The 24,655-nt window shown below is 72.2% G+C and carries 25 protein-coding genes and 1 pseudogene; 12 read left to right on the top strand and 14 right to left on the bottom strand.

Features of this window, described 5'->3' with window-relative positions; translation table 11 throughout:
- Positions 1 to 64 precede the first annotated feature (64 nt).
- The 3 genes from IE212_RS17345 to IE212_RS17335 are packed head-to-tail and all read right to left on the bottom strand — an operon-like array spanning position 65 to position 2,114.
- Entirely contained in the window at positions 65 to 817 is a 753-nt protein-coding gene (locus IE212_RS17345; RefSeq protein WP_190198766.1) for a class I SAM-dependent methyltransferase, read from the bottom strand.
- A complete protein-coding gene (locus IE212_RS17340; protein WP_190198765.1) occupies positions 814 to 1,431 on the bottom strand; it encodes a TIGR04282 family arsenosugar biosynthesis glycosyltransferase in 618 nt (205 codons plus the stop codon). The genes IE212_RS17345 and IE212_RS17340 overlap by 4 nt, the downstream gene beginning before the upstream one ends.
- Positions 1,428 to 2,114: a glycosyltransferase family 2 protein gene (locus IE212_RS17335; RefSeq protein ID WP_190198764.1), complete on the bottom strand. Its 687-nt coding sequence runs from the start codon at positions 2,112 to 2,114 to the stop codon at positions 1,428 to 1,430. Before IE212_RS17335 ends, IE212_RS17340 begins: the two co-directional genes overlap by 4 nt.
- Positions 2,115 to 2,229: 115 nt before the next feature.
- On the opposite strand from IE212_RS17335, the gene IE212_RS17330 reads away from it, so the two are divergent.
- On the top strand, positions 2,230 to 2,970 hold the full coding sequence (locus tag IE212_RS17330) for a response regulator transcription factor (protein ID WP_190198763.1): 741 nt from the start codon (positions 2,230 to 2,232) through the stop codon (positions 2,968 to 2,970).
- Complete coding sequence (locus tag IE212_RS17325; protein WP_190198762.1) at positions 2,967 to 4,079, top strand: sensor histidine kinase; 1,113 nt, start codon at positions 2,967 to 2,969, stop codon at positions 4,077 to 4,079. The genes IE212_RS17330 and IE212_RS17325 overlap by 4 nt, the downstream gene beginning before the upstream one ends.
- 36 nt (positions 4,080 to 4,115) lie before the next feature.
- On the opposite strand, the gene IE212_RS17320 is transcribed toward IE212_RS17325, so the two are convergent.
- On the bottom strand, positions 4,116 to 5,120 hold the full coding sequence (locus IE212_RS17320) for an NAD-dependent epimerase/dehydratase family protein (protein ID WP_190198761.1): 1,005 nt from the start codon (positions 5,118 to 5,120) through the stop codon (positions 4,116 to 4,118).
- Positions 5,121 to 5,244: 124 nt separating this feature from the next.
- On the opposite strand from IE212_RS17320, the gene IE212_RS17315 reads away from it, so the two are divergent.
- From IE212_RS17315 to IE212_RS17295, 5 genes are all read left to right on the top strand, one after another.
- A complete protein-coding gene (locus IE212_RS17315; protein WP_190198760.1) occupies positions 5,245 to 5,979 on the top strand; it encodes a flavodoxin family protein in 735 nt (244 codons plus the stop codon).
- Positions 5,980 to 6,128: 149 nt separating this feature from the next.
- A complete protein-coding gene (locus IE212_RS17310) occupies positions 6,129 to 7,457 on the top strand; it encodes a phosphatase PAP2 family protein (RefSeq protein ID WP_190198915.1) in 1,329 nt (442 codons plus the stop codon).
- Between the two features lie 909 nt (positions 7,458 to 8,366).
- On the top strand, positions 8,367 to 9,428 hold the full coding sequence (locus IE212_RS17305) for a peptidoglycan recognition protein family protein (RefSeq protein ID WP_190198759.1): 1,062 nt from the start codon (positions 8,367 to 8,369) through the stop codon (positions 9,426 to 9,428).
- 220 nt (positions 9,429 to 9,648) lie between these two features.
- The gene (locus IE212_RS17300; RefSeq protein WP_190198758.1) at positions 9,649 to 10,764 is read left to right on the top strand and encodes an acyltransferase family protein; all 1,116 of its coding nucleotides are present in this window, start codon (positions 9,649 to 9,651) and stop codon (positions 10,762 to 10,764) included.
- Positions 10,765 to 10,820: 56 nt separating this feature from the next.
- On the top strand, positions 10,821 to 11,045 hold the full coding sequence (locus tag IE212_RS17295; RefSeq protein ID WP_190198757.1) for a hypervirulence associated TUDOR domain-containing protein: 225 nt from the start codon (positions 10,821 to 10,823) through the stop codon (positions 11,043 to 11,045).
- A gap of 43 nt (positions 11,046 to 11,088) precedes the next feature.
- On the opposite strand, the gene IE212_RS17290 is transcribed toward IE212_RS17295, so the two are convergent.
- The 9 genes and pseudogenes from IE212_RS17290 to IE212_RS17250 form a co-directional block, all read right to left on the bottom strand.
- Positions 11,089 to 11,256 (bottom strand): hypothetical protein, encoded by a 168-nt coding sequence (locus IE212_RS17290; RefSeq protein WP_190198927.1) that lies wholly within the window; start codon positions 11,254 to 11,256, stop codon positions 11,089 to 11,091.
- Positions 11,257 to 11,461: 205 nt separating this feature from the next.
- Positions 11,462 to 11,683 (bottom strand): hypothetical protein, encoded by a 222-nt coding sequence (locus IE212_RS17285; protein WP_190198756.1) that lies wholly within the window; start codon positions 11,681 to 11,683, stop codon positions 11,462 to 11,464.
- Positions 11,684 to 12,093: 410 nt separating this feature from the next.
- Positions 12,094 to 12,222 (bottom strand): annotated as a pseudogene (locus IE212_RS34965) (CBS domain-containing protein); the annotation flags it as partial.
- A gap of 92 nt (positions 12,223 to 12,314) precedes the next feature.
- Positions 12,315 to 13,013: an alpha/beta fold hydrolase gene (locus tag IE212_RS17275; RefSeq protein WP_190198755.1), complete on the bottom strand. Its 699-nt coding sequence runs from the start codon at positions 13,011 to 13,013 to the stop codon at positions 12,315 to 12,317.
- Between the two features lie 29 nt (positions 13,014 to 13,042).
- Positions 13,043 to 13,465, bottom strand: coding sequence for a nuclear transport factor 2 family protein (locus IE212_RS17270; RefSeq protein ID WP_190198754.1), 423 nt, complete (start codon positions 13,463 to 13,465; stop codon positions 13,043 to 13,045).
- A gap of 5 nt (positions 13,466 to 13,470) precedes the next feature.
- On the bottom strand, positions 13,471 to 14,277 hold the full coding sequence (locus tag IE212_RS17265; RefSeq protein WP_190198753.1) for an MBL fold metallo-hydrolase: 807 nt from the start codon (positions 14,275 to 14,277) through the stop codon (positions 13,471 to 13,473).
- Between the two features lie 55 nt (positions 14,278 to 14,332).
- Positions 14,333 to 14,959 (bottom strand): DsbA family protein, encoded by a 627-nt coding sequence (locus IE212_RS17260; RefSeq protein WP_190198752.1) that lies wholly within the window; start codon positions 14,957 to 14,959, stop codon positions 14,333 to 14,335.
- 150 nt (positions 14,960 to 15,109) lie between these two features.
- Positions 15,110 to 15,604, bottom strand: a complete 495-nt coding sequence (locus IE212_RS17255) for a MarR family winged helix-turn-helix transcriptional regulator (RefSeq protein WP_190198751.1) — start codon at positions 15,602 to 15,604, stop codon at positions 15,110 to 15,112.
- Between the two features lie 666 nt (positions 15,605 to 16,270).
- Positions 16,271 to 20,323, bottom strand: a complete 4,053-nt coding sequence (locus tag IE212_RS17250) for a bifunctional nitrate reductase/sulfite reductase flavoprotein subunit alpha (protein ID WP_190198750.1) — start codon at positions 20,321 to 20,323, stop codon at positions 16,271 to 16,273.
- 194 nt (positions 20,324 to 20,517) lie between these two features.
- Between IE212_RS17250 and IE212_RS17245 the strand changes: the two genes are divergently transcribed.
- From IE212_RS17245 to IE212_RS17230, 4 genes are all read left to right on the top strand, one after another.
- Positions 20,518 to 20,913: a cell division protein SepF gene (locus IE212_RS17245; protein ID WP_190198749.1), complete on the top strand. Its 396-nt coding sequence runs from the start codon at positions 20,518 to 20,520 to the stop codon at positions 20,911 to 20,913.
- Positions 20,914 to 21,024: 111 nt separating this feature from the next.
- On the top strand, positions 21,025 to 22,215 hold the full coding sequence (locus tag IE212_RS17240; protein ID WP_190198748.1) for an AAA family ATPase: 1,191 nt from the start codon (positions 21,025 to 21,027) through the stop codon (positions 22,213 to 22,215).
- On the top strand, positions 22,208 to 22,534 hold the full coding sequence (locus tag IE212_RS17235) for a nucleotide pyrophosphohydrolase (protein WP_190198747.1): 327 nt from the start codon (positions 22,208 to 22,210) through the stop codon (positions 22,532 to 22,534). The genes IE212_RS17240 and IE212_RS17235 overlap by 8 nt, the downstream gene beginning before the upstream one ends.
- Positions 22,535 to 22,713: 179 nt before the next feature.
- A complete protein-coding gene (locus tag IE212_RS17230) occupies positions 22,714 to 23,184 on the top strand; it encodes a DUF6099 family protein (RefSeq protein WP_190198746.1) in 471 nt (156 codons plus the stop codon).
- Between the two features lie 63 nt (positions 23,185 to 23,247).
- Here the strand turns inward: IE212_RS17230 and IE212_RS17225 are convergent, their stop codons facing one another.
- Positions 23,248 to 23,421: a hypothetical protein gene (locus IE212_RS17225; protein WP_190198745.1), complete on the bottom strand. Its 174-nt coding sequence runs from the start codon at positions 23,419 to 23,421 to the stop codon at positions 23,248 to 23,250.
- Positions 23,422 to 23,659: 238 nt separating this feature from the next.
- Between IE212_RS17225 and IE212_RS17220 the strand changes: the two genes are divergently transcribed.
- Positions 23,660 to 24,583: an LLM class F420-dependent oxidoreductase gene (locus IE212_RS17220; RefSeq protein ID WP_190198744.1), complete on the top strand. Its 924-nt coding sequence runs from the start codon at positions 23,660 to 23,662 to the stop codon at positions 24,581 to 24,583.
- The last annotated feature ends 72 nt before the right edge of the window (positions 24,584 to 24,655 follow it).

Below are 24,655 nucleotides of genomic sequence, written 5' to 3'. Positions count from 1 at the left end.
CGGCCCTCTCCGGGCTGCTGCTGCTCGTGTGGTTCCCGCTGATCAGCGGCATGGTGGAGCGGCGCTACCGGTCCGCCACCGGACTCCCGCCGGACGGCTTCCTCGCCCGCTGGCTGCTGATCACCGCCGTCCTCTTCGGGTGCTCGGCACTGCTGCTGGCACTGCGGCTGCGCAGGGCGACGAAGCGGCGCCCGCCGGCCGTCCACTGACCGGACCGCTCCCACCCCCGCGCGTACCGCAGGAGCGCCGGCGTGCCGATCCGTGCCCACGGGAAGGCGGCGCCGGCGGCCGCCGTGCGGGCGTCGGTGATGCGGACGTCGACGCGTTCGTCGATGTCCACCGGGGCGGTCTCGGCGATGAGCAGGCCGCCGGGGCGCAGCAGTCCGGCCGCCCGGTCCAGCAGGGCACGCGGATCTCCGCCGATGCCGACGTTGCCGTCCATGAGCAGGACGGTGCCCCAGCGGCCCTCGCCGGGCAGCGGTTCGAACACCGAGCGCCGCAGCGCCTGCCCGCCGAGCCGCATCGTGTGGTCGACGGCGGCTCCGCTGACGTCGATGCCGAGGACGGTCCGGCCCTGGCCGGCGAGTTCGGCCACCAGCCGCCCGGGCCCGCAGCCCACGTCCAGCACGGTCCCCTCGCACCGGTCCAGCACGTCCCGGTCGACCGCGTCGGCCCGGGCGCACCAGCGCTCCACCTCCAGTGGCAGCAGCCAGCCGTCGGAGCGCCGCAGGAACAGCGGTCCGCGGCCGGCGCGCAGGGCGGCGGCGTAGGGGTCGGCACTCGCCCAGGCGAGGGCGGTGGCGGGCGGGGCGCTCATCGCGCGGTGACCGGGGTGAACGAGGCCAGCCGGGCGGCGAACCGGCCGTGCGGGGCGAGGGCGGCGACGGCGTGGGCGTCGGCGGCGGTGTCGACGTCCCGGAGCCGGGGCAGCTCCCGTACCCGCAGCCCGGCCGCGACGAGCCGTTCCCGCTGGACGACCCCGGTCACCGGTGTGGACATGGGCACGCCCCGCAGCAGGGCCGGGTCGGGATCGGCGAGGCCGAGGGCCCAGAAGCCGCCGTCCTCCGCCGGGCCGAAGCAGGCGTCACAGTCCGCGAGTTCCGTCGTGAGCAACTCCGGCGTCACCTGCGGAGTGTCCATGCCGATCAGCAGGGCGGGACCGTCGCAGCGTGCGAAGGCGTCCGCCAGCCGCTCGTCCAGGCCGCCCGCGCACTGCCGTACGACGTCGAAGCCGGGCGGCAGCCAGGGCCCCGGCTTCCCGTCGAGGACGAGGATCCGGCGGGCGGCCGGGGTCGCCGCGACCGCGTCCAGGGTGTCCGCGAGGGACGCCTCGGCGAGCGACGCGGCCTCCTGGGGCGTGAACGGCGGGGTGAGTCGTGTCTTGACCCTCCCCGGCCGCGGCTCCTTGGCGATGACGAGGATCGTGGTCATCCGGCCCTCCCGTCGGCCAGCACGCGGCTCATGTCCCGGACGGCCTGCCAGGTGCCGCGCCAGGTGCCCGTGACCTTCGAGGCCCCGGTGCGCGGCAGGTACGGCACGTCGTACTCGGCGATCCGCCAGCCGGCGTCGGCCGCGCGGACCACCATCTGCAGCGGATAGCCGCTGCGCCGGTCGGTGAGACCGAGGGCGAGCAGCGGCTCGCGGCGGGCGGCGCGCAGCGGGCCGAGGTCGTGCAGGCGCAGCCCGGTACGGCGGCGCAGCATCCGCGCCAGGGCGAGGTTGCCGGCGCGGGCGTGCGCGGGCCACGCGCCCCGCCCCTGCGGTCGCCGCCGGCCGAGGACCAGGTCGGCCCCGCCCTCGCGCACCTCGCGCACGAAGGGGACGAGGAGCGACGGGTCGAGGGAGGCGTCGCAGTCGCAGAAGCACACCACGTCTGCCGCGGCCGCGGTCAGCCCGGCGTGGCAGGCCGCGCCGAAGCCCCGGCGGGGCTCGGGCACGACGGTCGCGCCGTACGCGCGGGCGACCTCGGCCGAGCCGTCGGTGGAACCGTTGTCGACGACGAGTGCGCGCCAGCCCGGCGGGATCCGTTCGAGGACCCAGGGCAGCGCCCCGGCCTCGTTCAGACAGGGCAGCACCACGTCGACGTCTGATGGAGTCGTCGTCACGGCTCTCACCCTACGAACACGAATCAACACATACCGGACCACCGCTCCTTACGAAACGCGGACGTCGGCGCCCCGGAGGCACCCGGCCACGGCATGGAAGGCGGCCGGGTGCCAGTCTGGAGGCATGCAGCCGCCCCATCAGCACGAGGAGGCCCCCGGCGCCTCCCCGCGGATCCTGGTCGTCGACGACGATCCGACCGTCTCCGAGGTCGTCACCGGGTACCTGGACCGCGCCGGTTACGTCGTCGACCGGGCCGAGGACGGCCCGACGGCTCTCACCCGGGCCGCCGCGCACTGGCCGGACCTGGTCGTGCTCGACCTGATGCTGCCCGGCATGGACGGCCTGGAGGTCTGCCGGCGGATGCGGGGGCAGGGGCCGGTCCCGGTCATCATGCTCACCGCCCGCGGCGACGAGGACGACCGCATCCTGGGCCTGGAGGTCGGCGCCGACGACTACGTCACCAAGCCCTTCAGCCCGCGCGAGCTGGTACTGCGCGTGGAGTCGGTGCTGCGTCGCAGCAGGCCCGCCACCACGGGGCACCGGCTCGGGGCCGCCGGCCTGACCGTCGACCCCCAGGCCCGCCGCGCCACCAAGAACGGCACCGAACTCGCCCTCACACTGAGGGAGTTCGACCTGCTCTCCTACTTCCTGCGCCACCCGGGACGGGCCTTCAGCCGCGAGGACCTGATGCGCGAGGTGTGGGGCTGGGACTTCGGCGACCTGTCGACCGTCACCGTCCACGTCCGCCGCCTGCGCGGCAAGGTCGAGGACGACCCGGCCCGGCCCCGCCTGATCCAGACCGTGTGGGGCGTCGGCTACCGCTTCGACGCCACCGGAGCCGAAGGGGAGGAAGCCGGGTCGTGAACGCCACGCTCCTCATCGCCCTGTACGCCTTCGCCGGCGCCGCGGCCACCGGTCTGGCCGGGGCGGTCGCGCTGCGCCTGATCCGGCGCCGCTCGCTCACCGCCTCGCTCGCCGTGGTCGCGGCGGTCGGGGTCGTCGCGATGCTCGCCGGCACGCTCGCCGTCGCCTGGGCGATGTTCCTGTCCCCGCACGACCTGTCCGTCGTCACGACCGTGGTCGCCATGGCGGCCGTCGTCTCGCTGGCCACCGCGCTGCTGCTGGGCCGCTGGGTCGTCGCCCGCAGCCGGGCGCTCGCCGTGGCCGCCCGTTCCTTCGGCGACGGCGGGGACTTCGCCGTCCCCGACGGCCCGGCCACCGCGGAGCTGGAGCACCTGAGCCGCGAACTGGCCGCCACCAGCGCAAGACTGGCCGAGTCCCGGGAGCGGGAACGCGCCCTGGAGACCTCGCGGCGCGAGCTCGTCGCCTGGATCTCGCACGACCTGCGCACCCCGCTGGCCGGTCTGCGTGCCATGTCGGAGGCCCTGGAGGACGGCGTCGCCGCCGATCCCGCCCGCTATCTGAGGCAGATCCGCACCGAGGTCGAACGCCTCAACGACATGGTCGGCGACCTCTTCGAACTCTCCCGCATCCACGCGGGCACGCTGCCGCTGTCCTGCGCTCGGATCTCGCTCTACGACCTGATCGGTGACGCGCTGGCGGGGGCCGACCCGCTCGCCCGGGAGTACGGGGTGCGGCTGGTGGGCGGCCGGATCGAGCCGGTGCCGGTGGAGGTGGACGGCAAGGAGATGAGCCGGGTGCTGGGCAACCTGCTGGTCAACGCCATCCGCCGCACCCCGGCCGACGGCACGGTCGCCATCGCCGCGGAGCGGACCGCCGAGGGTGTGGTGCTGTCCGTGACCGACGCCTGCGGCGGCATTCCCGAGGAGGACCTGCCGCGCGTCTTCGACACCGGCTGGCGCGGCACGCACGCCCGGACGCCTCCGGCCGGCGCGGGCCTGGGCCTCGCCATCGTCCGGGGGATCGTGGAGGCGCACCAGGGCCGGGCCACCGTACGCAACATCCCCGGCGGCTGCCGTTTCGAGGTGGTGCTGCCCGCCGCCGCTTCATGAACACGGGCAGCACCACCGGCTCCATGGGGTTCCTGTCTAGACCCCTCGTCGCATCCCGGCCCTGGCGAACTCCGCCATGCCCTCCTCGAAGGAGACCTCCGGCTTCCAGCCCAGCCCGTCCCGCAGCCGCGAGGAGTCCGCGGTGATGTGCCGAACGTCCCCGAGCCGGTACTCACCGGTGACGACCGGTTCGGGCCCGCCGTGCGCGGTGGCCAGCGCCCGCGCCATCTCGCCGACGGTGTGCGGGTCGCCGCTGCCCGTGTTGTACGCGGTGAGCACCCCCGCGGGCGACGAGGCCTCCAGGGCCGCCACGTTGGCCGCCGCCACGTCCCGCACATGCACGAAGTCCCGTCGCTGCCGCCCGTCCTCGAACACCCGCGGGGCCTCGCCCCGGGCGAGCGCCGAGCGGAAGAAGGAGGCGACACCGGCGTAGGGGGTGTCGCGGGGCATGCCGGGTCCGTACACGTTGTGGTAGCGCAGCGACACCGCCGACCCGCCGGTGCAGCGGGCCCAGGCGGCGGCCAGGTGTTCCTGGGTCAGCTTGGTCGTCGCGTACACGTTCCTGGGGTCGGCCGGGGCGTCCTCGCCGACCAGCCCGGGGGCGAGGGCCGCCCCGCACACCGGACACGGCGGTTCGAACCGCCCCGCGTCGAGGTCGGTGACGGCTCGCGGCCCGGGCCGTACGACGCCGTGCCGACGGCACTCGTACCGGCCCTCCCCGTAGACCACCATCGATCCGGCCAGCACGAGACGCCGCACCCCCGCCTCGGCCATGGCGGCGAGCAGTACGGCGGTCCCGAGATCGTTGTGCGAGACGTACTCCGCCGCGTCGGCGACCCCGTCACCGAGCCCGACCATCGCGGCCTGGTGGCACACGGCGTCGACACCGGCCAGCGCGTGCCGGACCGCCGCCGGGTCCCGTACGTCGGCGCCGGGATCATCCCGCACGTCGAACACGACCGCCTCGTGCCCGTGCTCCCCGAGGGCGGTGACGACATGGGACCCGATGAACCCGGCACCGCCGGTGACCAGTACACGCATACGGCCACGCTAGGCCCGAGTCCGCGCCGCACCACGGGACCGCGCCCGCACGTCATGACTCCGTAAGGAGGCGCCCGGTGCGTCGAACCGGGATAAACGGGACTTCACGCGCGACGCTGCCTCCATGACGACCGCCGCACCCTCCGGGGACCCCGTGCACCGCTACGACGATCTGACCGCCCTCTACGTCAACTGCACCCTCAAACCGTCCCCCGGGCTCAGTCACACCCAGGGCCTGATCGACAAGAGCCGGGCCATCATGGACGCCGCCGGTGTGACCACCGACGTGATCCGCGCCGTCGACCACGACATCGCCCCCGGGGTCTACCCCGACATGACCGAGCACGGCTTCGCCACCGACGCCTGGCCGGACCTGTACGCAAGGGTGATGGCCGCGGACATCCTGGTCCTGGCCGGCCCGATCTGGCTGGGCGACAACGCCTCCGTCACCAAGCAGATCGTCGAGCGTCTCTACGCCTGCTCCTCGCTGCTCAACTCCCAGGGTCAGTACGCCTACTACGGCCGCGTCGGCGGGTGCCTGGTCACCGGCAACGAGGACGGCGTGAAGCACTGCGCCATGAACCTGCTCTACAGCCTCCAGCACCTCGGCTACACGATCCCGCCCCAGGCGGACGCCGGCTGGGTCGGCGCGGCCGGTCCGGGGCCGTCGTACCTCGACCCGGGCTCGGGCGGGCCGGAGAACGACTTCACCAACCGCAACACCAGCTTCATGACCTGGAACCTCATGCACCTGGCCGCCCTGCTGAAGCGCGCCGGGGGCATCCCCGCCTACGGCAACCAGCGCTCACAGTGGGACGCCGGCTGCCGCCCGGGGGCGGACAACCCGGAGCACCGCTGAACAATCGTGGAGGGTCCCGGAAAACGGCCGGACCGGGCACACTACTCCGATAGCATGTTCGATCACTCGACTATCGTCACACAAACCGAATAAAACAATTGATACCTATAACAACGCGAATATCCTCGCGCATAAGACGCAGGGGCACGCTGTGGGCCGCAGCCGGTGTCGTGACCCTCGGATTCCTCATCGCGCTGGAGACGGCCGCTCGCCACTACAACGTGCCGGGGCCGATCAGCACCCAGGTGCGGGAGTTGGTCGTCCCGCCCAAGTCGGGCGCCCTGCTGTACGCCGGCATGGCGTTGATGATGGTGGTGCTCACCCGGCGGGAGCGGTTCATCGCTCTGGGCACCGCGATCGGGATCGACGTCGTCTTCCTGCTGGTGCGGTGGGCGGCCGGTATCAAGGTGACCGAGGGGCATCCCTTCGGCAACGGGGCGTGGTGGGTGGTTCTGGGCTTCGGGGTCGTCGCCCTCACGCGTCGCACCGGCGCGGAACGCGTCCTGCTGCTCAAGGGTGTCGGGCTGGGTCTGCTGCTCGTGGCCGGCCGCAAGGCCGGCGACACCTGGCTGCACATCACGTCGAAGGCCCACCCGACAGTGCTCGACCAGTACGTGGCGACCGCCGACCACGCGCTGGGCAGCCCGTCCTGGCTGGCGGGCCGGATCGTCGAGGCCACCGGCGTGGTCGGCTTCAACGTCCTCGACTTCGTCTACGGTCAGCTCGCGGTGGCCGCGGTCCTCGTCGCGCTGTACCAGCTGCGCGGCGTGGCGGCCGAGCGCCGCTTCCCCCGCCACCACCTGGTGCGCACCTTCCTGGTCATAGGTCTCCTCGGGCCGGGCATCTACATGATCTTCCCGGTGGTCGGACCGGTCTACGCCTACGGCACCGGCAACGAGCACTGGGACGCGATCAGCCTGTGGTGGTCGGACCCGCCGCGCACCGAGCCGTGGGCGCTGGCCAACCTGTGGCCGGAGATCCCGCCGCCGGCCGACGGCCCGCAGCCCATGCCGTTCGACGGGATCACGCCCCGCAACTGCATGCCCAGCCTGCACACGGCCTGGGCCGTCGCGATCTTCATCCACACCCGCAACGGTCAGCGCGCCCTGCGCTTCGCGGGCACCTTCTGGCTGATCGCCACGCTCACCGCGACCCTGGGATTCGGCTACCACTACGGCGTGGACCTCGTGGCCGGAGTGGTGTTCACGCTCACCATCGAGGCCGCGCTGCGTGCGCTCGAGCGAGGCTGGGACCGCTCGGGAACCCTGCTGGTGGCCCACGGCATCCTGGTCTTCGCCGCGCTTCTGGTCTCCTACCGCTATCTGCCGGTGCAGATGGCCGGACATCCGTGGGTGGCCGGGCCACTGGTCATTCTGGCGATGGCCTCCGTGATCTACGGCTATGTGCGCACCGTCAACCGGTGGGACCCGAAGGCGGCGCCCGCGCCGCGGCCGGAACCGCAACCGGAAATGGTGTAGCGATGGCCGGGTGAGCCGCCCCGTCACGGGTACGGCTCACTGTGCTCACGGATCCGGACTTCCTGCACCGCGGACAGTACGCCTACCTCGGGTAGGGGCTGCTCAGCCGACGCCTGACGGAACCGGCCCCCGACGTGCACGAGCTGCCCCGCCCGGACGGCATCGTGCTGTCCCACCTGCACGGGGACCACTGGGACCGCCGGGCCCGCCGGCACCTGGACGGTGCCGGTGCTGACCACACCGCACGCGGCCCGCCGGCTCCGGGTGGCGCACGGCTTCCGCCGTACCGCCGGTCTGCGCACCTGGCAGGGGATCACCCTCCTCCGGAGCGGGGCGCAGGTCACGATCACTGCCCGGCCGGCACGCCGGCCACCCGGTGCTGCGCGGACTGCTGCCACCGGTCATGGGCAGCATGCCCGAGTTCGGCCCCGCCGGAGATGAAATCGCCCCTGGCCGCCCTCCTGGCCGAGGCGGACCGCATCGGGCTCGGCGACCGTGTCGTCCACTGCGGCCACGGCGGGCGCTCACTCCGGCGTGCGGCCTGTTCCTGCCGCGCCCGGCCACACTGCCCGCCCGTCGGGCAGGACAGCCACGCCGACTTTCATACCGCACCCGGCGCTCCACGCCCGCCGGCCCCAGGGGCCACTCACAGTCCCCTGTCCTGCCGGCGAGGCGCGTCGTAATCCCGCCTAATTTGCGAATGAGGGCAGGGCGAGGTGAGTGACGAGGTGAGCGGCGGAAGAATACGGATACCTGGCGAGGTTCGCGTGGCAGGCACCGTGGACGAACCGCCGGACACATTCAGTGGACCGACCCGCTCCCAGGCCAGGGCTCCCCAGTTGCGATCGCATCGTGCATCGCACCGTCTTCAGACCGGCGCGCACGCGTGCCGGAACGGAGGACTGACTCATGGCCACTCCGCTCACCGCCGCCCGGCTCGTCGCCGCGCTGAAGGCCGAGGGCTGCGCCGTCCACGAGGTCGGCGGCTGGCGTACCAACAACCGCAACCACAAGGGCCCGTGGGGCCCCGTGCACGGCGTGATGATCCATCACACCGTCACCGGCCCGGGCACGGACGTCGTGGACCTCATCTACCACGGCCACAGCGCCCTGCCCGGCCCGCTCGCCACGGGCTGCATCACCAAGGACGGCGTCGTCCACCTGACCGGCAACGGCCGGGCGAACCACGCCGGCGGCGGCGACGGCGACGTGCTCAACGCCGTGATCGGCGAGTCGTACGGCAACTACCCGCCCGCCACGCACGAACACCAGGGCTCGGCCGGCGCGGTCGACGGCAACGCCCGTTTCTACGGCTGGGAGTGCGAGAACAAGGGCGACGGCACGGATCCGTGGCCGCGGGTCCAGTACGACGCCATGGTCAAGGCCACCGCCGCCGTCTGCCGCGCGCACGGCTGGGGCCACAAAAGCACGATCGGCCACCTGGAGTGGAGCGACTGGAAGCCCGATCCCCGTGGATTCGACATGGCCGGCTTCCGCCGTGACGTCGCCGATGCCCTGGCCCTCCCGGCGGGCCGGTGGAGAGGAGAGGACCCCATGCCCCAGTACGTCAACCTCGGTATCACCCAGCCGTACCGGCTCGCGCCCGGTGCCTGGGACTCGATCGAGTTCACCTCGGAGTGGGCCGACGAGACGGGCGACCACGCCAGTGGGGGAAGCGTCTTCGCCCGTGGCCCGGCCCGGTTCAGCGGGAGTGTCGGTCTCCGCATCGACGGTCTGCCGGTGGGTGCGGTGGTCCAGGTGCGCATGTCGGAGTACCAGGGCGACCAGCACCGCGCGGACCACCCGATCCACGAGATCATCGGAACCGGCGGTGGCACCTTCGCGGTCGTACCCCTGACAAAACGGCTTGCCTCGGGCCGGAGCATGCGCATCAGGCTGCTGAACCAGTCCGCCGACCCGGTCACCGTGGCGAGCGTGGTGCTCACCGTGCTGCTGTGGAAGGAGACCTGATCACGTATCAGGTGGTCGGGCCCTTCACCCGCGCGCTCCGGGAGACGATCGGCCGCCTGGACACGTATACAGGGCATGAACCCAAGCGAGCCGCCGCCGTTACGAGTTGAACAAGGGCACGGCCCTGTGATTAGGGTGCGGGCGATGTTCTGCGCAGACGCCACTCCCTTAGCCCGGGCAAGACGAGGCACAGCCGCTTCGATCTCCTTCGGGAGGGCTCGTGAGTGACACCGTGAGCACGGCCCGCCCGGTGGCCGGAACGGAAGCGGCGCGGGAGCCGCGGAGTGCGGAACCTGCCGTGGCGGTCCGCCCGGTCAGGCAGCGGGACGCGTTCTTCGACAACGCCAAGTACCTGGCGATCGTGCTGGTGGCCGTGGGGCATGCCTGGGAGCCCCTGCGGCAGGGCAGCAGGGCCGTCACCGCCCTCTACATGCTCGTGTACGCCTTCCACATGCCGGCGTTCATCATCATCTCCGGCTACTTCTCGCGCACCTTCGACGGGAGCCCGGGGCGTCTCAGGCGCCTGGTCACCGGTGTCGTCGTCCCGTACGTGGTCTTCGAGACGGCCTACAGCCTGTTCACCCGTTGGACCAGCCAGGATCCGGACCGGCCCGTCAGCCTGCTGGATCCCCTGTACCTGACCTGGTTCCTCGCGGCGCTGTTCGTCTGGCGGCTGACCACACCGGTCTGGCGGTGGGTGAGGTGGCCGCTGCCGGTCGCCCTGGTCCTCGCGATGCTGGCGACGCTCTCGCCGGACATCGGGCACGACCTGGACCTCCAGCGCACCCTGCAGTTCCTGCCGTACTTCGTCTTCGGCCTGCTGCTGCGCCCGGAGCACTTCCGGCTGGTGCGCCGCCGCCGGGCGCGGATCCTGGCCGTCGCGGTGGCCGCGTGTGCTCTCGGAGTGGCGTACTGGGCGGTTCCGCGGATGAACTACGCCTGGTTCTTCCACGCGGACAGCGCCCGGGGACTGGGCGCCCCCCTCTGGTACGGGCCCGTGATGACGCTCGCCGCCTTCGGCTGCTCGGCCGTCCTGGTGGCCTGCTTCCTGGCCTGGGTGCCCGGGCGCCGGATGTGGTTCACGGCGCTGGGCGCGGGCACGCTGTCCGGCTATCTGCTGCACGGTTTCCTCGCCCAGGCCGCCGAGTACTGGGGCTGGTACGAGCCGGCCTGGGTCCGGGGGCCGGCGGGCATGGTCGTCGTCACCGCCGCCGCGGCCGCGGTCATGACCGGGCTGTGCACGCCGTCCGTGCGGCGTCTCTTCCGCTGTGTGACGGAACCCGGGATGGAGTGGGCCTTCCACCGGGGCGCGGCTGACCGCCGAGCTGCGCGGTGACCGCCGAGCCCGCACGCTGGAGAGACGGAACCACATCTCTGCCAGGGAGTAAGGGCATGGCGAAGCGCCGCGAGGGCGGGAAGCCGAAGAGGGGCGACAAGGTCACCTGGAGCAGCCACGGCAGCCGGACCGAGGGCGAGGTGGAGAGGGAGATCACCGAGCGGACCAGGGCATCGGGCCGCACGGTCGACGCCTCGCCCGAGGAGCCGCAGTACGAGGTGCGCAGCGACAAGTCCGGCAGGACCGCCGTGCACAAGTCGTCGGCGCTGAAGAAGAAGTGAGTCGGCGCGGGATACCGGCGCCGCACCCGGTGGCGCCGCTCACTCACGCACTGGGGGCACGGTCCACCGGCGCGACACCGTTCAGCGCCTGCGTCACCTGGTCGTGCGTCTCCTCGGACACCACGCGGGCCTCCTGCACGACGTCACCGCGTTCGCGTACGAGGCTCTCGTAGATCGGCAGTTCTTCAATTCCGGTCGAGTCGGTTTTCACAGGCTTTTCCTATCGCTTTTCGGGCGGGGTCTGCGGGGCCCGTGTAAGTCTGCGTCATGCCCTTCTGCGGTGTTACTCACCCCCGTCATGTCCATATTTCCGTCACGTGCTTCGCGAATTCCTCAACTTTGCGACCGTTCGGCGGGGGCGGGAAGCGGAAAAGGGCCCCGGGGACAGTGTCCCGGGGCCCTTCGCGCGGCTGTCGTCAGAGCGAGGTCGTCTGGACGTTCAGGCTGCCGCTTCCCGCACCGCCCTCGGGCGACACAGCCGCCTGGAGGTTCCCGCAGACCTCGCCGGCCAGCGGTCCGACCACGCCGGAGAGGCTGCCCACGAGGCCCGCGGAGGCGCCGCCCGCCATGCCGCCGGACACGTTCTCCAGGTCGGCGTCGGAGAGCTCGGCCATGTCGACCTGAGGAGTGAGGTTCATGGGGGTGTTTCCCTTCGCGTGAATGTCTCGCCATGGCGGTGAACGCCGATGACCGGCGGATTCCCGAATCCGGGGTTCCGTCGGCGGGCGATCCGCCGTGCGCAGGATCAAAGCACCCCCGGCGGGAGACGGCCAACCGCTCGCCACCGGTATCCCGCGTCTTTCGGCGGCCGTCTTCACCACCATGACCACGGGGACACCGAAATGCGCTCATTCCTTCACACAGTCTGTCACCGAGCGGCACCGGGGAGGTGTTGCGCCCCGATTCCCGAAGCGGGCACATCGGCGCCAAGTTCCCATGCCGCTACCGGTGTCCGGCGCCCGGCGAGCTGTGCGCGGGGTCCCCGGCGCGCCGTGTGCAGATGTGCTGGAGGTTCGGAGCCCCGCCCCCGGTCAGGCCGCGGTCGGTGCATCAGCCGGGCCAGCAGGTCGTCCAGGGTCACCAGGCCGGTGAGCCGGCCGGCGGCGTCGCGGGTCACCGCCAGGGACGCGCGGCGGCGCAGCACCTCGATCGCGTCGGCGACCGTGGTGGCCTCCGTCACCACCCGGATCAACCAGCAAAGGTCACGTCCGTTGACGGGCTGGGGTCGGCATCATGCCCGCATTCTCCACTCGTGCTCCAGCTGGGGCGTCACCCTTCGGTGGTGGCCCGTGCGACTGCCTCGGCGACGGCGTCGGCGACCTGGTCGGCGTGGGACAGGTGGGGGGAGTGCCCGGAGGGGACGCGGAGGGTGTGGGCGGCACGCGCTGCCCACTGTTCCTGTACGGCGGGCGGCAGTGCCGGATCCTCGGTCGCCACGACGTACGTGAGGGGGACCTTCGTGGGTGCGGCGCCCAGCTTCTCGGTGAAGGCGCGCATGCCCTGCCAGTTGAGGCGTTTGACAGCCTCGGCGGTCAGGGCCGGCTCCACGCCGCTGAAGATGGACTGCTCCGCGTCTGCTGCCTTGACGGCCAGGCCGTCGGGGGAGTGGATCCAGGTGGGCGGGAAGTCGCCGCCCATCCACTCCAGCATCGAGGTTCCTGGGTCGAGTGCGAACGCGGCGAGGTAGACGAGTTCGGCGACCCGGTCTGCTTCTGCGGCAGCCCAGGTGGCAGGGACACCGCCGTAGGAGTGGGCGGCCAGTACGACGGGCCCTTCGGCGGCTTCTATGGCGGCGCGGACCACGTCGACGTCCTCGGTCAGCCCTCGGGTCGCGGCGCTGTCGGGGTTGCTGCTGGGCAGTTGCACGGCGCGGGAGGTGACGCCGCGGGCGGTGAGCCGCTCGCGCAGCGGTTCGAAGATCCACGGGGTGTGCATCGCCCCGTGGACCAGCACGACGGTCGGGTTCATGGGATACCTCCTTGAGGTGGCGCGGGAGGTCAGTCGGTCATCGCGTCACGGACGAGCGCGGTGTCGACGAACTGCTCGAAGCGGACGATCAGGCCGCCGCGGACGACGAAGTGGTGGGCGACGCGGACGTCGATCGGCTTGCCGGTGGCCTTGTTGGTGGCGGTGTAGCGGGCCAGCACGACGACGTTCTCGCCGTCGACGACGTAGGTGTCGTCGTGGGCGGTCCAGCCGTCCCAGTCCTGGCCGAGCTTCTCCATCACGTTGGACGTGACGCCTTCGGGGGTGCGGTAAGTGCCGGCGAGGGGGAAGCCGGCCATCTCGGTCCACTCGACGTCGGGGGCGAGCGTGGCGCGCAGGGCCTGAAGATCACCGGCCGCCGAGGCCAGGTACTGGCGGCGTACGACGTCGGAAGGGGCGGTGGAAGTGGCGAAGTCGGCGCCGGCATGCGTCATCGTGCTCAACCCCACTTCATCTCGCCCTTGGCGACCTTCGCGCCGATCTGGGCGGCGATCAGCATGCCGTTGTCCGGGTATCGCTTGGCCAGCGCGTCGGTCAGAGCGGCGCCGTCGGCTGCCCTGTCAAGCTCCTCCCCGAAGGCGAGCAGGTAGTCGCGGGTGGCGGAGATGGCGGAGGCGTCGGCGGGGGCGCCGGGCAGGCGGTGGCCGGGCACGACCAGATCCGGCTCCAGGGCGGCCATCTCGTCCAGGAGCTCGATCCAGGCGGCGCGGTCGGCGGGGGTGGGGGTGTCGGCGACCCAGACGTGCTCCTGCTGGAACAGCAGGACGCCACCGAGGACCGCCTTGTGCTCGGCCTGCCACAGGTAGTGCCGGTCGGGCAGGCCGGCCGGGCCGCCCTTCAGCTCGAAGCGGTGGCCCTCCAGGGTGAGCTCGCCCGTCAGGGGCTCCAACTCGACGAGGCGGGTGGGCAGATTCGGGCCGAGAGCCTGCCACGCCTTGAGCTTGCCCTCGTAGGAGTGCCGGATGTGCTCGATGACGATCGGGGTGGCGACAAACTTCGCCTCCGGGAAGGCGTCGGCGAGCACTTCGGCGCCGAAGTAGAAGTCGGGGTCGCCGTGGGAGACCAACACGGTGGTCAGCTTCTTGCCGGAGTCGAGGATCTCGGCGGCCAGGCGGTGGCCGTCGGCGCGGGTGAAGGCGGCGTCGACCAGCAGGGCCTCGTCTTCGCCGGTGACCAGGGTGGCGGTCTTGTTCTTGCTGCCGGCCGGGAAGTCCAGGTCGAGGACCTTGAAGGAAAGGATGCTCATGGCTGCCTCCTTGAGGGCTTGAGGGCTTGAGGGCTTGCGGGGGCGGGGGTGCAGGTCAGACGGTGCGGGCGGCCGCGAACGCCGCGAGACGCCGCTCGACCTCGTCCGTAGTGGCATGGCCGCGAGCCAGGGCGGTCACGCGGTCGCCGTCGACCGCGAGGAGCGTGGGGAAGCCCTCGACGCCCAGCTCGGCGGCGCGCGCGAAGTCCGCCTCGGCCGCGGCCCGGGCTGCGGGCGCTTCGAAAGCGGCGGTGACAGCGTCCGCGTCCAGGCCGTTCTGCTCAGCGATCTTCCGGTAGGTGGCCGTATCGGACAGGCTGAGGCCGTCGAGATAGAAGGCCCGCTGGGCAGCGGCGGCCAGTTCCGTCGCCCGCGCGGGAGCGGCCTGGCGCAGGGCGGCCACGCCGCAGGCGGCGGCCTCGGAGTCCATCACGAACGACCCGTCGGCGATCAGCCGCTCGTATGCCTCGCCGAACTCCGCGCCGGTCACCTCACGGATCTTGGCATTGGCGCCCTGGACGTAGCCGAACTCCCGGATGGGCACCCGGCGCTCTCCGGTGAACAGGCCGCCGGCGACCACGTCCACCGTGAGCTCCGGGTGCCGGGATGCCACCTCGCGCAGCGTCGGGGAGAACCCGTGCGACCAGCCGCAGTAGGCGTCGAAAACGTAGACAAGCTTCATCGAGGACCTCGGCAGAACGGTGCGGTGCCCGCTGACGCGAGCCTTTCACCTGACGCAACAGTATCTGACGAGTCAGAAATTCCTCGGTGGGAGTGGCGGCCATCACACACTGGCCTTCCGGGCGGCCCGGCTCGGCTGCGCAGACCGCGGTCAGGGAAGCCGGGGCAGCATGTCCCGCGCCGCATGACTCAGCATGCGCAGGTTCTCGGCGAACCGCTCCCGGTCCTCGACCGGCAGGGGCGCGAGGAAATAGCGCCTGATGTTCTCCACGTGCACCCGTGACGCGGCGACCGTGGTCCGCTCCCCGAGCGGAGTGAGACGTACCAGCCGGCCGCGCCGGTCACCGGGGTCCTCGACGCGCTCGACCAGGCCGGCCGCTGCCATGCGGTCCACCAGGCGGGTCGCTCCTCCCGTGGTCAGCACCTGCTCCTGGGCGATGGCCCGCATCGACAGCCCCGGCTCACCGGCGCGCCCCAGAATGAGCAGCACCTCGAACATCAGATGGCTGATGCCGCACTCCGCCTCCAGAGCCCGGCCCAGGATGTACTCCAGCCGGTTCGCCGCCCCCTGCAACCGCCCGAAGGCCAGGACCAGCGCGTTGTTCGCCGCATCCTTCGGCGTCGAGATCTCCGCCTGTTCGTCCACAGTCGTGGCGCCCCCTTCCGTCCCGCTCACCGATCATGCCGCACAGCAGCAGACGACTCCTCGTTCACTGCCCCCTCTGATGGATCAGATATGTCCATCCAGCGGTGTAACCAGGGGTGAGCGGGCCGAGCGCCGTCAGTGAGCCCAGGATCAGCACAAGCGGCACACGGTAGGGGCGGCGTTCCGGGACGGGTGTCCGGGCGCTTCTGTGGCGGCGATGTCGGTCGGGGAGGGTTCGGACATCTCTGTTCCAGGGCTTTCGGGGCGGACGGGCCGGGTGCCTCGCACGCCGGGGTGATGTGTGATCGCGGGGACGCCGAAAGAGGGATCGGTCCGGGCGGGTTCCTGTTGCACGGCTTCGGGCCGCAGCTGTGCCGCCGGGGGTTGCCCGTGCCGGTACCGCCCGGTCGGCGCGGCACCGCAATGGATTGGTCCGCTCAGACGTAGGCGAACTCCTGGGCGACGAAGTAGCCGGTGCAGGCGGTCAGCAGGAACACGGCGAGCAGGCCGGTCAGGGCCTCGGCGGCACTCATCCGACACCACCCCGCCGTGCCGCGATCACTGATGCCGTGGCGGGACGGTCGGGGACTGTGTCCCGGAGGGTCCGTCGGCCCGACGGACAAGAAGTACTCCTCATACGTGCGTGTGTCCCCGGTCCGCTCCGGTTCAGTACACGTCCCGCACGTACCGCTTGTCCGCCGCGAGCTGCTTCACGTACGCGGCCGCCTCCGCCTCGCCCAGCCCGCCGTGCGTCACCGCGATGTCCCGCAGCGCCCGGTCCACGTCCTTGGCCATGCGCGAGGCGTCACCGCACACGTAGAAGCGCGCACCGTCCCGCAACCAGTGCCACAGCTCCGGCCCGTGCTCGCGCATCCGGTCCTGCACGTACACCTTGTTGCGCTGGTCCCGGGAGAACGCGGTGTCCAGGCGGGTGAGCGTGCCCTCGTCGAGCAGGGCCGTCAGCTCCTCCTCGTAGTAGAAGTCCGTCGCCCGGTGCTGCTCCCCGAAGAACAGCCAGTTGGGGCCCTGGTGCCCGAGGGCCTGCCGCTCCTGCAGGAAACCGACGAACGGCGCGACGCCGGTCCCGGGGCCGACCATGACCATCGGCGTCCCCCCGTCGGCCGGGGGACGGAAGTGCGGCGAACGCTGCACGAACACCGGCACCTCGGTGTCCGGCCCGGCGTCGGCGAGGAACGGCGAGCACACCCCGCCGCGCGCACGGCCCCGCAGGTTCTCGTACCGCACCACGGAGACCGTCAGCGACACCCGCCGCGGATCGACCAGCGGGCTGGACGATATGGAGTACAGCCGCGGCTGGAGCCTGCGCAGTACCCCGGCCCACTCCCCGGCGCTCGCCCGCACCGCGTACTCGGCGACCACGTCCACGGCCTGCCGTCCCCAGCTCCACCGCGCCAGACCGTCCTTGTTGTCGGGCCGCAGCAGCCTGCGCAACTCGTGGTCGTCGCCGGTCCGTTCGGCGACGAAGCGCAGCAGGTCGGGGGTGATCCGCGTGATGTCCAGGTGCCGGTGCAGCGCCTCGGCGAACGGCACCTCGCCGACACCGTCCACCTCGACGCCGGCCCCGGCGTCCAGCCCGGTCACGGCCAGCCACTCCTCGACGAGCGCCGGCGCGTTGACCGGCCGCACCCCGAGCGCGTCCCCGGCCTCGTACGTCAGGTCCGTGCCGCTCGTGTCGAAGGTGAACCGCCGGACCTCCTTGCCCGCGCCGGGCCGGCTGAGCAGCCGGTTGCCGACGAGCCGGGCGGTCGTGACCGGCGGTCTGGCCCCGCGCGTCGGCTCCGGCTTCTGGGTGACCGTGCCGCCCAGCGCCGAGAGCACCTGGTCGAGCCACGCCCCGGCGGAGGTGTCGTAGTCCGGCTCGCAGTCCGTACGCGGGGCCAGCCGCACCCCGCCCAGCTCGTCGAGCCGCGCGTCCAGCCGCCGCCCGTGCCCGCAGAAGTCGTCGTACGAGGAGTCGCCGAAGGCCAGTACGGCGTACCGCACCCCGTCCAGCCGCGGGGCCCGTTCGCCGGCGAGCGTGTCCCAGAAGCCGGTGCCGTTGTCGGGGGCGTCGCCGTCCCCGAAGGTGCTGGTGATGAAGAGCAGATCCGCCGTGCGGGCGAGTGTCCCGACGTCGGCCTCGTCCATGCCGACCAGGGTCGTACGGTGCCCGGTCGAGGTCAGCCGCCGCGCGGTGGCGGCGGCGAACTCCTCGGCGTTCCCCGTCTGCGAGGCCCACAGCACCACGACCTCACGGCCGGCCGGTTCCCGCTCCGGCGCCGGCGCGGCGGTCGCCGTCCGGGAGTACATGCCCGCGAGGACGCCGTTGACCCACAGGGCGTGCTCGGGGGAGAAGGGCGCGTCGGGCGGAAGCACGGGAACACCTGGGGTGCCCGAGCCGAGCCCGGCCAGGAAGCCGGTGAGGTACTGGCGTTCCTGGGAGGACAGCACCGGCGGAGGGGACGGCTCCAGACCGAACGGGCCGGTGCCGCCCGGCGCCACGGTCGCCGGCGTGAGGGCGGGGACGGAGCCGGAGTCGGGGCCGGGGTCCTCCCGGACGGGGGCCGCCACCTTCACCAGCGACACCGCGCACACCTTGAACTCGGGCTGGAACGACAGCGGATCCACCGCGTCGTTCGTCACCGCGTTGATGCTCAGGTACTCGCCGAACAGGTCGTTCCAGTGGAACGGCGCGAAGCAGCACCCCGGCCGCACCCGGTCCGTCACGACAGCCGGCAGCACGGCCCGCCCACGCCGCGAGGCGACCTCCACGAGATCGCCCTCCGTGAGGCCGAGCGTGTCCGCGTCCCGGGGGTGCACCTCCACGAAGGGACCCGGGTTCAGCTTGTTGAGCTTGGCTACCTTTCCGGTCTTGGTGAGCGTGTGCCACTGGTGCTGCACCCGCCCCGTGCTGAGCACGAACGGGTAGTCGTCGTCGGGCAGCTCGGCGGCGGGCAGGTGCGGCCGGGCGAAGAACACGGCACGGCCATCGGCCGTCGGAAAGCGCAGCTCTCCCTCCGCGACGTAGCGGACGGGGTTGCGCGCCGGCCCGTCCTCCCGCGCGGCCGGCCACTGCACGGGCGTCCGGCGCAGCCGCTCGTAGGACACCCCGCGCAGGTCCCACCCGGTCCTCGGGTTCCAGAATCGCCGGATCTCCTCGAAGACCTGCTCGGCGCTGTCGTACGAGAACCCCTTCTCGTACCCCATCGCGCGCGCCACCTCCGCGATGATCCGCCAGTCGGCCATCGCCTCCCCGGGCGGGTCCGCGGCCTGCCGGGTCAGCGTGAGACCGCGCTCGCTGTTGACGAAGACGCCCTCCGCCTCGGTCCACATCGCGCCCGGCAGCACGACGTCGGCGTACGCGTTCGTCTCGGTGTCCGCGAACACGTCCTGTGTGACGACGAACTCGGCGGCCTCCAGGCCCTCGATGACCGTACGGCGGCCCGCGACCGAGGCGACCGGGTTGGTGCAGATGATCCAGCAGGCCTTGATCTCCCCGTCGGCCATCCGCCGGAACATCTCGACCGTGCCTTGTCCCACGCCGTCCGCGCGCAGCGTGCCGGGCGGCAGCTCCCACAACTCCTCGGTGAACGCCCGCTCCTCGGCCACCAGCACCGACCGCTGGCCCGGCAGCCCGGGCCCCATGTAGCCCATCTCACGCCCGCCCATCGCGTTGGGCTGGCCGGTGAGGGAGAACGGCCCGGCGCCCGGACGGCAGATCGCCCCCGTCGCCAGATGCAGGTTGACCAGGGCGTTGGTGTTCCAGGTGCCGTGCGTGGACTGGTTGAGCCCCATCGTCCAGCAGCTCATCCACCGCCGGCCGGCCTCGCCGATCAGCCGGGCCGCCCGGCGCAGGTCCTCCTCGGCGAGCCCGGTGATCCGCGCGACCGCCGCCGGGGCGTAGCCGGCGAGGAACCCGGGCATCGCCTCCCAGCCCTCGGTGTGGGCCGCGACGAACTCCCGGTCGGTGTGCCCGTCCTCGTGCAGCAGGTGCAGCAGGCCGTTCAGCAGGGCGAGATCGGTGCCCGGCCTGATCTGGAGGAACAGGTCGGCCTTGGCGGCGGTCGCGGTCCGCCGCGGGTCCACGACGATCAGTTTGGCGCCCGCCTTGACCCGTTCCATCATCCGCAGGAAGAGGATCGGGTGGCAGTCGGCCATGTTCGACCCGATGACGAGAAAGGCGTCCGCCCGGTCGAAGTCCTCGTACGACCCGGGCGGCCCGTCCGCGCCGAGCGACAGCTTGTAGCCGGTACCCGCGCTCGCCATGCACAGCCGCGAGTTCGACTCGATCTGGTTGGTCCCGACGAACCCCTTGGCCAGCTTGTTCGCCAGGTACTGGGCCTCCAGGCTCATCTGGCCGGACACGTAGAAGGCGACCGCGTCCGGCCCGTGCGCGTCGACGATCCCGCGCAGGCGGCGTGCGGTCTCGGCGATCGCGTCACCCACCGGGGCTGGCACCGGCTCCTCGCCCCGGCCGTCCCGGACCAGTGCGGTGGTCAGCCGGCCGGGTGCGGCGAGCATCTCGGCCGTGGTCGCGCCCTTCGTGCACAGCCGGCCGGCGTTCGCCGGGTGCGCCTTGTCGCCGGCCGCCTTCAGCACCGTGCGCCGCCCGTCCGGCCCCGTCGCGACGTCGAGGAGGAGGCCGCAGCCCACACCGCAGTACGAGCAGACGGTGCGCACCTGCCGCGTCCGCTTGCCGGGTCCGGGGGTGGTGGTCATGCCCTCGACGGTACGAATCGCCCGTTACGCCTCTGTCACACGGCTTGATCACCAGGAGTTACGCCCGTCACACAGCCGCCTCCCGGCCGTTGTGAGGTGCATTGAGATCGCGGAGCGTGTCGCTGTTGGGCCGAACGGGTGACAGTGCGCAACAATTGGCCGATGCAGACAGCCAGTGCGAGCCAGGACGGAGCATGCCGGTGAACAGCCGCGATGTCACCGACGAACAGTGGGAAGGGCTCGCCCAGGTCGTGCCGCTGCGGGGCCGGGACGCCTGGCCGTCCTCCGTCGGCCAGCGGTCCATACCCGAGGCCGTGACCGAGACCCGGCGCCGCTTCGTCGTCCTGCGCGTCAATGTCTTCGCCGACGCGCGTGACGTCGCCGAGAGGCTGATGGCGGGCGTGCCCGTGCTGCTCGACCTGACCGGCGCGGAGACGGACGTCGCCAAACGCGTCCTCGACTTCAGCACCGGTGTCGTCTTCGGCCTGGGAAGCGGCATGCACCGCGTCGACCGCAACGTGTTCCTGCTCACCCCGGCGGGTACCGAGGTGACGGGGCTCATGGAGGGCGTCGGCATCCCGGGGATGTGAGTCCCGTGCGAGCCCCCCGCCCGAAGTAGGGGTCGCTCGATCGTAGGAAGGCCCCACAGGGGGAACGGTTCGTCCTGCCGGTGGGGTCGAGCGAAGTCCTACCGTCCGGATATGACCCAGCCCCCCGCTCACGCCTCCCCGGTGCCGCCCGGCCCTCCCACGGCCGGTGCCGCACACACCGCCCGCCCCAGGATCACCGAACTGCGGCTGTCCGCCTTCGCCGCCCACCGCCGCGCCGTGCTCCCGCTCGGGCCGCTCACCCTGCTCGCCGGTCCCAGCGGCTGCGGCAAGTCCAGCGCGCTGCTGGCGTACGAGGCGCTCGCCCGGCTCGCCGGGGGCGCCGGGCTCGGTGAGGTCTTCCCGGATGCTGTCGCCTGTGTGCCGGAGCGGTCCCGGCCCGACGCGCAGCGGCGGCGCGGCTTCCGGATCGGGTGCACGGCCGACGGCCCGGCCGGTCCGGTCCGGCTCGACGTCGCCGTGCAGGCCGAGCCCGAACTGCGCGTCGTGGGCGAGCGGTTGAGCGCCGACGGACTGGTCCTGCTGGAGACCGCCCTGCGCGACCCCGGGAAGCGCGCCGTACAGGCCGCCTGGCACACCGCCGGGCCGACGCCGGTGACCCGTGGCCCCCTGCCGGACGACCGGCTGGGCACCCCTCTGCTGCCGTTGCGCGTGGCCGGCAAGACGCCCGGGCAGCGCAGGGTGCTGGCCGCCGCCGAGCAGATGGTGGTCGCCCTGCGGTCCGTCTTCGCCTGCGACCCCGACCCCGGCGACATGCGCGGCCCCGTACCGCCCGGTTCCGGCCGGCTGGGCGGCCGCTGCGGCAACCTCGCCGACGTCCTGGGGCGCACCCGCGCCGAATGCGGGCGGCGGCACGCGCAGTTCGTCGCCGCGGTCCGCGCCGGCTGCGCCGGACCGGTCACGGACGTGTTCGCCGGCCCGATGCCCGAAGGGCCCGGCACACCTCTGCGCGCGATGCTGGACCGCGGCGACGGCATCACCACCGACCTGCGGCGGCTCGGTGACGGCGAGCTGCGTTACCTCGCCCTCGCGCTGGTCCTGCTCACCGGCCCCGGTGTGCTGGAGGTCGACCCGGCCGGCGAGGTCCCCGCCGCCTTCCAGACCCTCACCGTCCTCGCCGACGGCTTCGACCGGTGTCTGGACGCCGGGCAGCGGCACGAGCTGCTGCGACTGGCGGCCCGGATGTGCGAGCGGGGGCACATCCGCCTGGTCGGCGCGGTCGGTGAGGCCTCGTGGGCCGACGGGGTGAAGGGGGTCACGGTGGTACACCTGAACCGTGAGTGACGAACCCCTGGACCTGGCAACACTGCAGCGACGGCTGGCCGACTTCGCGGCCGCCCGGAACTGGCAGCCGTACCACACCCCCAAGAACCTGGCCGCCGCGCTGAGCGTGGAGGCGTCCGAACTGGTCGAGATCTTCACGTGGCTGACACCCGAGGAGTCGGCCCGCGTCATGAGCGACCCGGACACCGCGCACCGCGTCACCGACGAGATCGCCGACGTGCTGGCGTACCTGCTCCAGCTGTGCGAGGTGCTCGGCGTCGACCCGCTCGCCGCGCTCGACGCGAAGATCGATCGGAACGAGCGGAGGTTCCCGATCTAGGAGCCGCACAATCCGTTTGTACAGTGAGTAACCAAAGTGCGGCCCGAATCCGAATCGTTGTCCGTTAATTTCCGTCTTCCTCTGGCTTTTCGTCTCAAGCGCCCTCACTCTGGGTAGTGAACAAGGGAGTTAGGGCGGACGGACGCGCGGAGCGCGTCGCGACAGGACGGGGGCAGCGCATGGACGCGGTGCGGCTCATCGTGACGAGCAGGCGGTCCCTGGCCGCGGGAAGCGGAGTGCTGGAGATCCTGGCCGAGGTGTGGCAGGCGCAGGCCCTGGCGCAGGCCATAGGGAGTCGGCTGGCGGTCGCCGGCCCGCCCGAACTGCGCGGTGAGGCCCTGGGGTTGACCGAGCTGGCGGGGCGCGGCTGCGGCGTCCTCGACCCGCCGGATCTGGCCCCCGGCGAGCTGCGGGCGGGCCAGCTCACCGAGTTGGGCGACGCCCGCCACACCCTGATGTACCTCGGCGGCCTCCTGGGCGAGGTGGGCATAGCCCTGGTCGGCCTCGCCTGCGCGGCCGACGACGAGGGCACGTACTGGCAGTGCATGGAGGCCATCGACGCGGCGGACGAGTCCCGCGACCGCGTCCTGGAGATGCTCCGCAGACTCGCGGACCGGGAGCAGGCACTGCCGGAGATGGAGGCGGGGTAGGGGAGGGGCCCGCAGTGGAGGTGCCCGCGTGCTCGGCCCCGCCCCGCACGCTCCGGCCCGGTCTCAGCCGATCGGCTCCTGCCCGCCCGGCCCCCGCCCGGCGTTCCCCGCCGCCTGAAGTTCCGCGTCCAGCGCCGACAGGTCCGCGTTCAGCGCCGCCATCAGCTCCTCCATCTGCTGCAGCAGCCCTTTCGGCTGCCCGGCCCCGCCCTGCTGCGGCGCGGTCTCTTCGGACATGACGACCTCCTCGGCCCCTGGCCCCCGGGGAGGCCGACGCGGATGACGCCCCGGCGCTCGCCGGCCGGTGCGGAAGCCGGGGGCCCCGGCTCCGCCCGAGCCAACGATCATGACCGGGGCCGGTCACCGGACCGGTCACGTGGCACACGCGGTATGGACGTAATTTCACCCGACCGGGGACCCGGCGGCACGGAGGACCGGTCTCCTCGTCGCGCGACCCGGAGTGCAGGATGGAAACATGGATCTTCGCATTTTCACCGAGCCCCAGCAGGGGGCTTCCTACGACACCCTCCTCACCGTGGCCAAGGCCACGGAGGATCTCGGATTCGACGCCTTCTTCCGCTCCGACCACTACCTGCGCATGGGATCCGGGGACGGCCTGCCGGGCCCCACCGACGCCTGGATCACCCTGGCCGGACTCGCCCGCGAGACCAAGCGCATCCGGCTCGGCACCCTGATGACCGCCGGCACCTTCCGGCTGCCCGGTGTGCTCGCCATCCAGGTCGCGCAGGTCGACCAGATGTCCGGCGGACGCGTCGAGCTGGGCCTTGGAGCCGGCTGGTTCGAGGAGGAGCACAAGGCCTACGGCATCCCGTTCCCCAAGGAGAAGTTCGCCCGCCTCGAGGAGCAGCTGGAGATCGTCACCGGCCTGTGGGGGACGGAGCTGGGCAAGACCTACGACTTCCACGGCACCTACTACGACCTCACGGAATCTCCCGCGCTGCCCAAGCCCGCGCAGGCGAGGATCCCCGTGCTCGTCGGCGGCCACGGCGCCACCCGCACCCCACGGCTGGCCGCGAAGTACGCGGACGAGTTCAACATCCCCTTCGCCTCGATCGAGGACACCGAGCGCCAGTTCGGCCGGGTGCGCGCCGCCGCCGAGGAGGCCGGCCGCAGCGGTGACGACCTGATCTACTCCAACGCGCTGGTCGTCTGCGTCGGCCGGGACGACGCGGAGGTCGCCCGCCGGGCCGCCGCGATCGGCCGCGAGGCCGACGAGCTGAAGCTCAACGGCCTGGCCGGCTCCCCGGCCGAGGTCGTGGACAAGATCGGCCGGTACGCGCAGACCGGCGCGAGCCGGATCTACCTCCAGATCCTCGACCTGGACGACCTCGACCACCTGGAGCTGATCTCCTCGCAGGTGCAGTCCCAGCTGTCGTAGAGCCCGCGAAAATCCCGGGTGCCGCCGGTGCCCGGTCGGTACGGTGGGGCGTATCCGCAGTTCAGACCACTG

Origin of the sequence: Streptomyces djakartensis (assembly GCF_014651075.1) — a bacterium.
GTDB lineage: Bacteria > Actinomycetota > Actinomycetes > Streptomycetales > Streptomycetaceae > Streptomyces > Streptomyces djakartensis.
This window is presented reverse-complemented; position numbering and strand designations above follow the sequence as displayed.

Bases quoted from the DNA above. Each gene is read 5' to 3' on its own strand.
- IE212_RS17275 (WP_190198755.1), bottom strand. From the start codon at position 13,013: ATGAACCCGACCGTCGTGCTGGTCCACGGGGCGATGCACACCCCGTGG.
- IE212_RS17305 (WP_190198759.1), top strand. From the start codon at position 8,367: ATGGCCACTCCGCTCACCGCCGCCCGGCTCGTCGCCGCGCTGAAGGCC.
- IE212_RS17225 (WP_190198745.1), bottom strand. From the start codon at position 23,421: ATGTCCGAAGAGACCGCGCCGCAGCAGGGCGGGGCCGGGCAGCCGAAA.
- IE212_RS17285 (WP_190198756.1), bottom strand. From the start codon at position 11,683: ATGAACCTCACTCCTCAGGTCGACATGGCCGAGCTCTCCGACGCCGAC.
- IE212_RS17270 (WP_190198754.1), bottom strand. From the start codon at position 13,465: ATGACGCATGCCGGCGCCGACTTCGCCACTTCCACCGCCCCTTCCGAC.
- IE212_RS17250 (WP_190198750.1), bottom strand. From the start codon at position 20,323: ATGACCACCACCCCCGGACCCGGCAAGCGGACGCGGCAGGTGCGCACC.
- IE212_RS17315 (WP_190198760.1), top strand. From the start codon at position 5,245: ATGACGACCGCCGCACCCTCCGGGGACCCCGTGCACCGCTACGACGAT.
- IE212_RS17240 (WP_190198748.1), top strand. From the start codon at position 21,025: ATGACCCAGCCCCCCGCTCACGCCTCCCCGGTGCCGCCCGGCCCTCCC.
- IE212_RS17245 (WP_190198749.1), top strand. From the start codon at position 20,518: ATGCCGGTGAACAGCCGCGATGTCACCGACGAACAGTGGGAAGGGCTC.
- IE212_RS17340 (WP_190198765.1), bottom strand. From the start codon at position 1,431: ATGACCACGATCCTCGTCATCGCCAAGGAGCCGCGGCCGGGGAGGGTC.
- IE212_RS17260 (WP_190198752.1), bottom strand. From the start codon at position 14,959: ATGAAGCTTGTCTACGTTTTCGACGCCTACTGCGGCTGGTCGCACGGG.
- IE212_RS17330 (WP_190198763.1), top strand. From the start codon at position 2,230: ATGCAGCCGCCCCATCAGCACGAGGAGGCCCCCGGCGCCTCCCCGCGG.
- IE212_RS17220 (WP_190198744.1), top strand. From the start codon at position 23,660: ATGGATCTTCGCATTTTCACCGAGCCCCAGCAGGGGGCTTCCTACGAC.
- IE212_RS17265 (WP_190198753.1), bottom strand. From the start codon at position 14,277: ATGAGCATCCTTTCCTTCAAGGTCCTCGACCTGGACTTCCCGGCCGGC.
- IE212_RS17295 (WP_190198757.1), top strand. From the start codon at position 10,821: ATGGCGAAGCGCCGCGAGGGCGGGAAGCCGAAGAGGGGCGACAAGGTC.
- IE212_RS17345 (WP_190198766.1), bottom strand. From the start codon at position 817: ATGAGCGCCCCGCCCGCCACCGCCCTCGCCTGGGCGAGTGCCGACCCC.
- IE212_RS17320 (WP_190198761.1), bottom strand. From the start codon at position 5,120: ATGCGTGTACTGGTCACCGGCGGTGCCGGGTTCATCGGGTCCCATGTC.
- IE212_RS17230 (WP_190198746.1), top strand. From the start codon at position 22,714: ATGGACGCGGTGCGGCTCATCGTGACGAGCAGGCGGTCCCTGGCCGCG.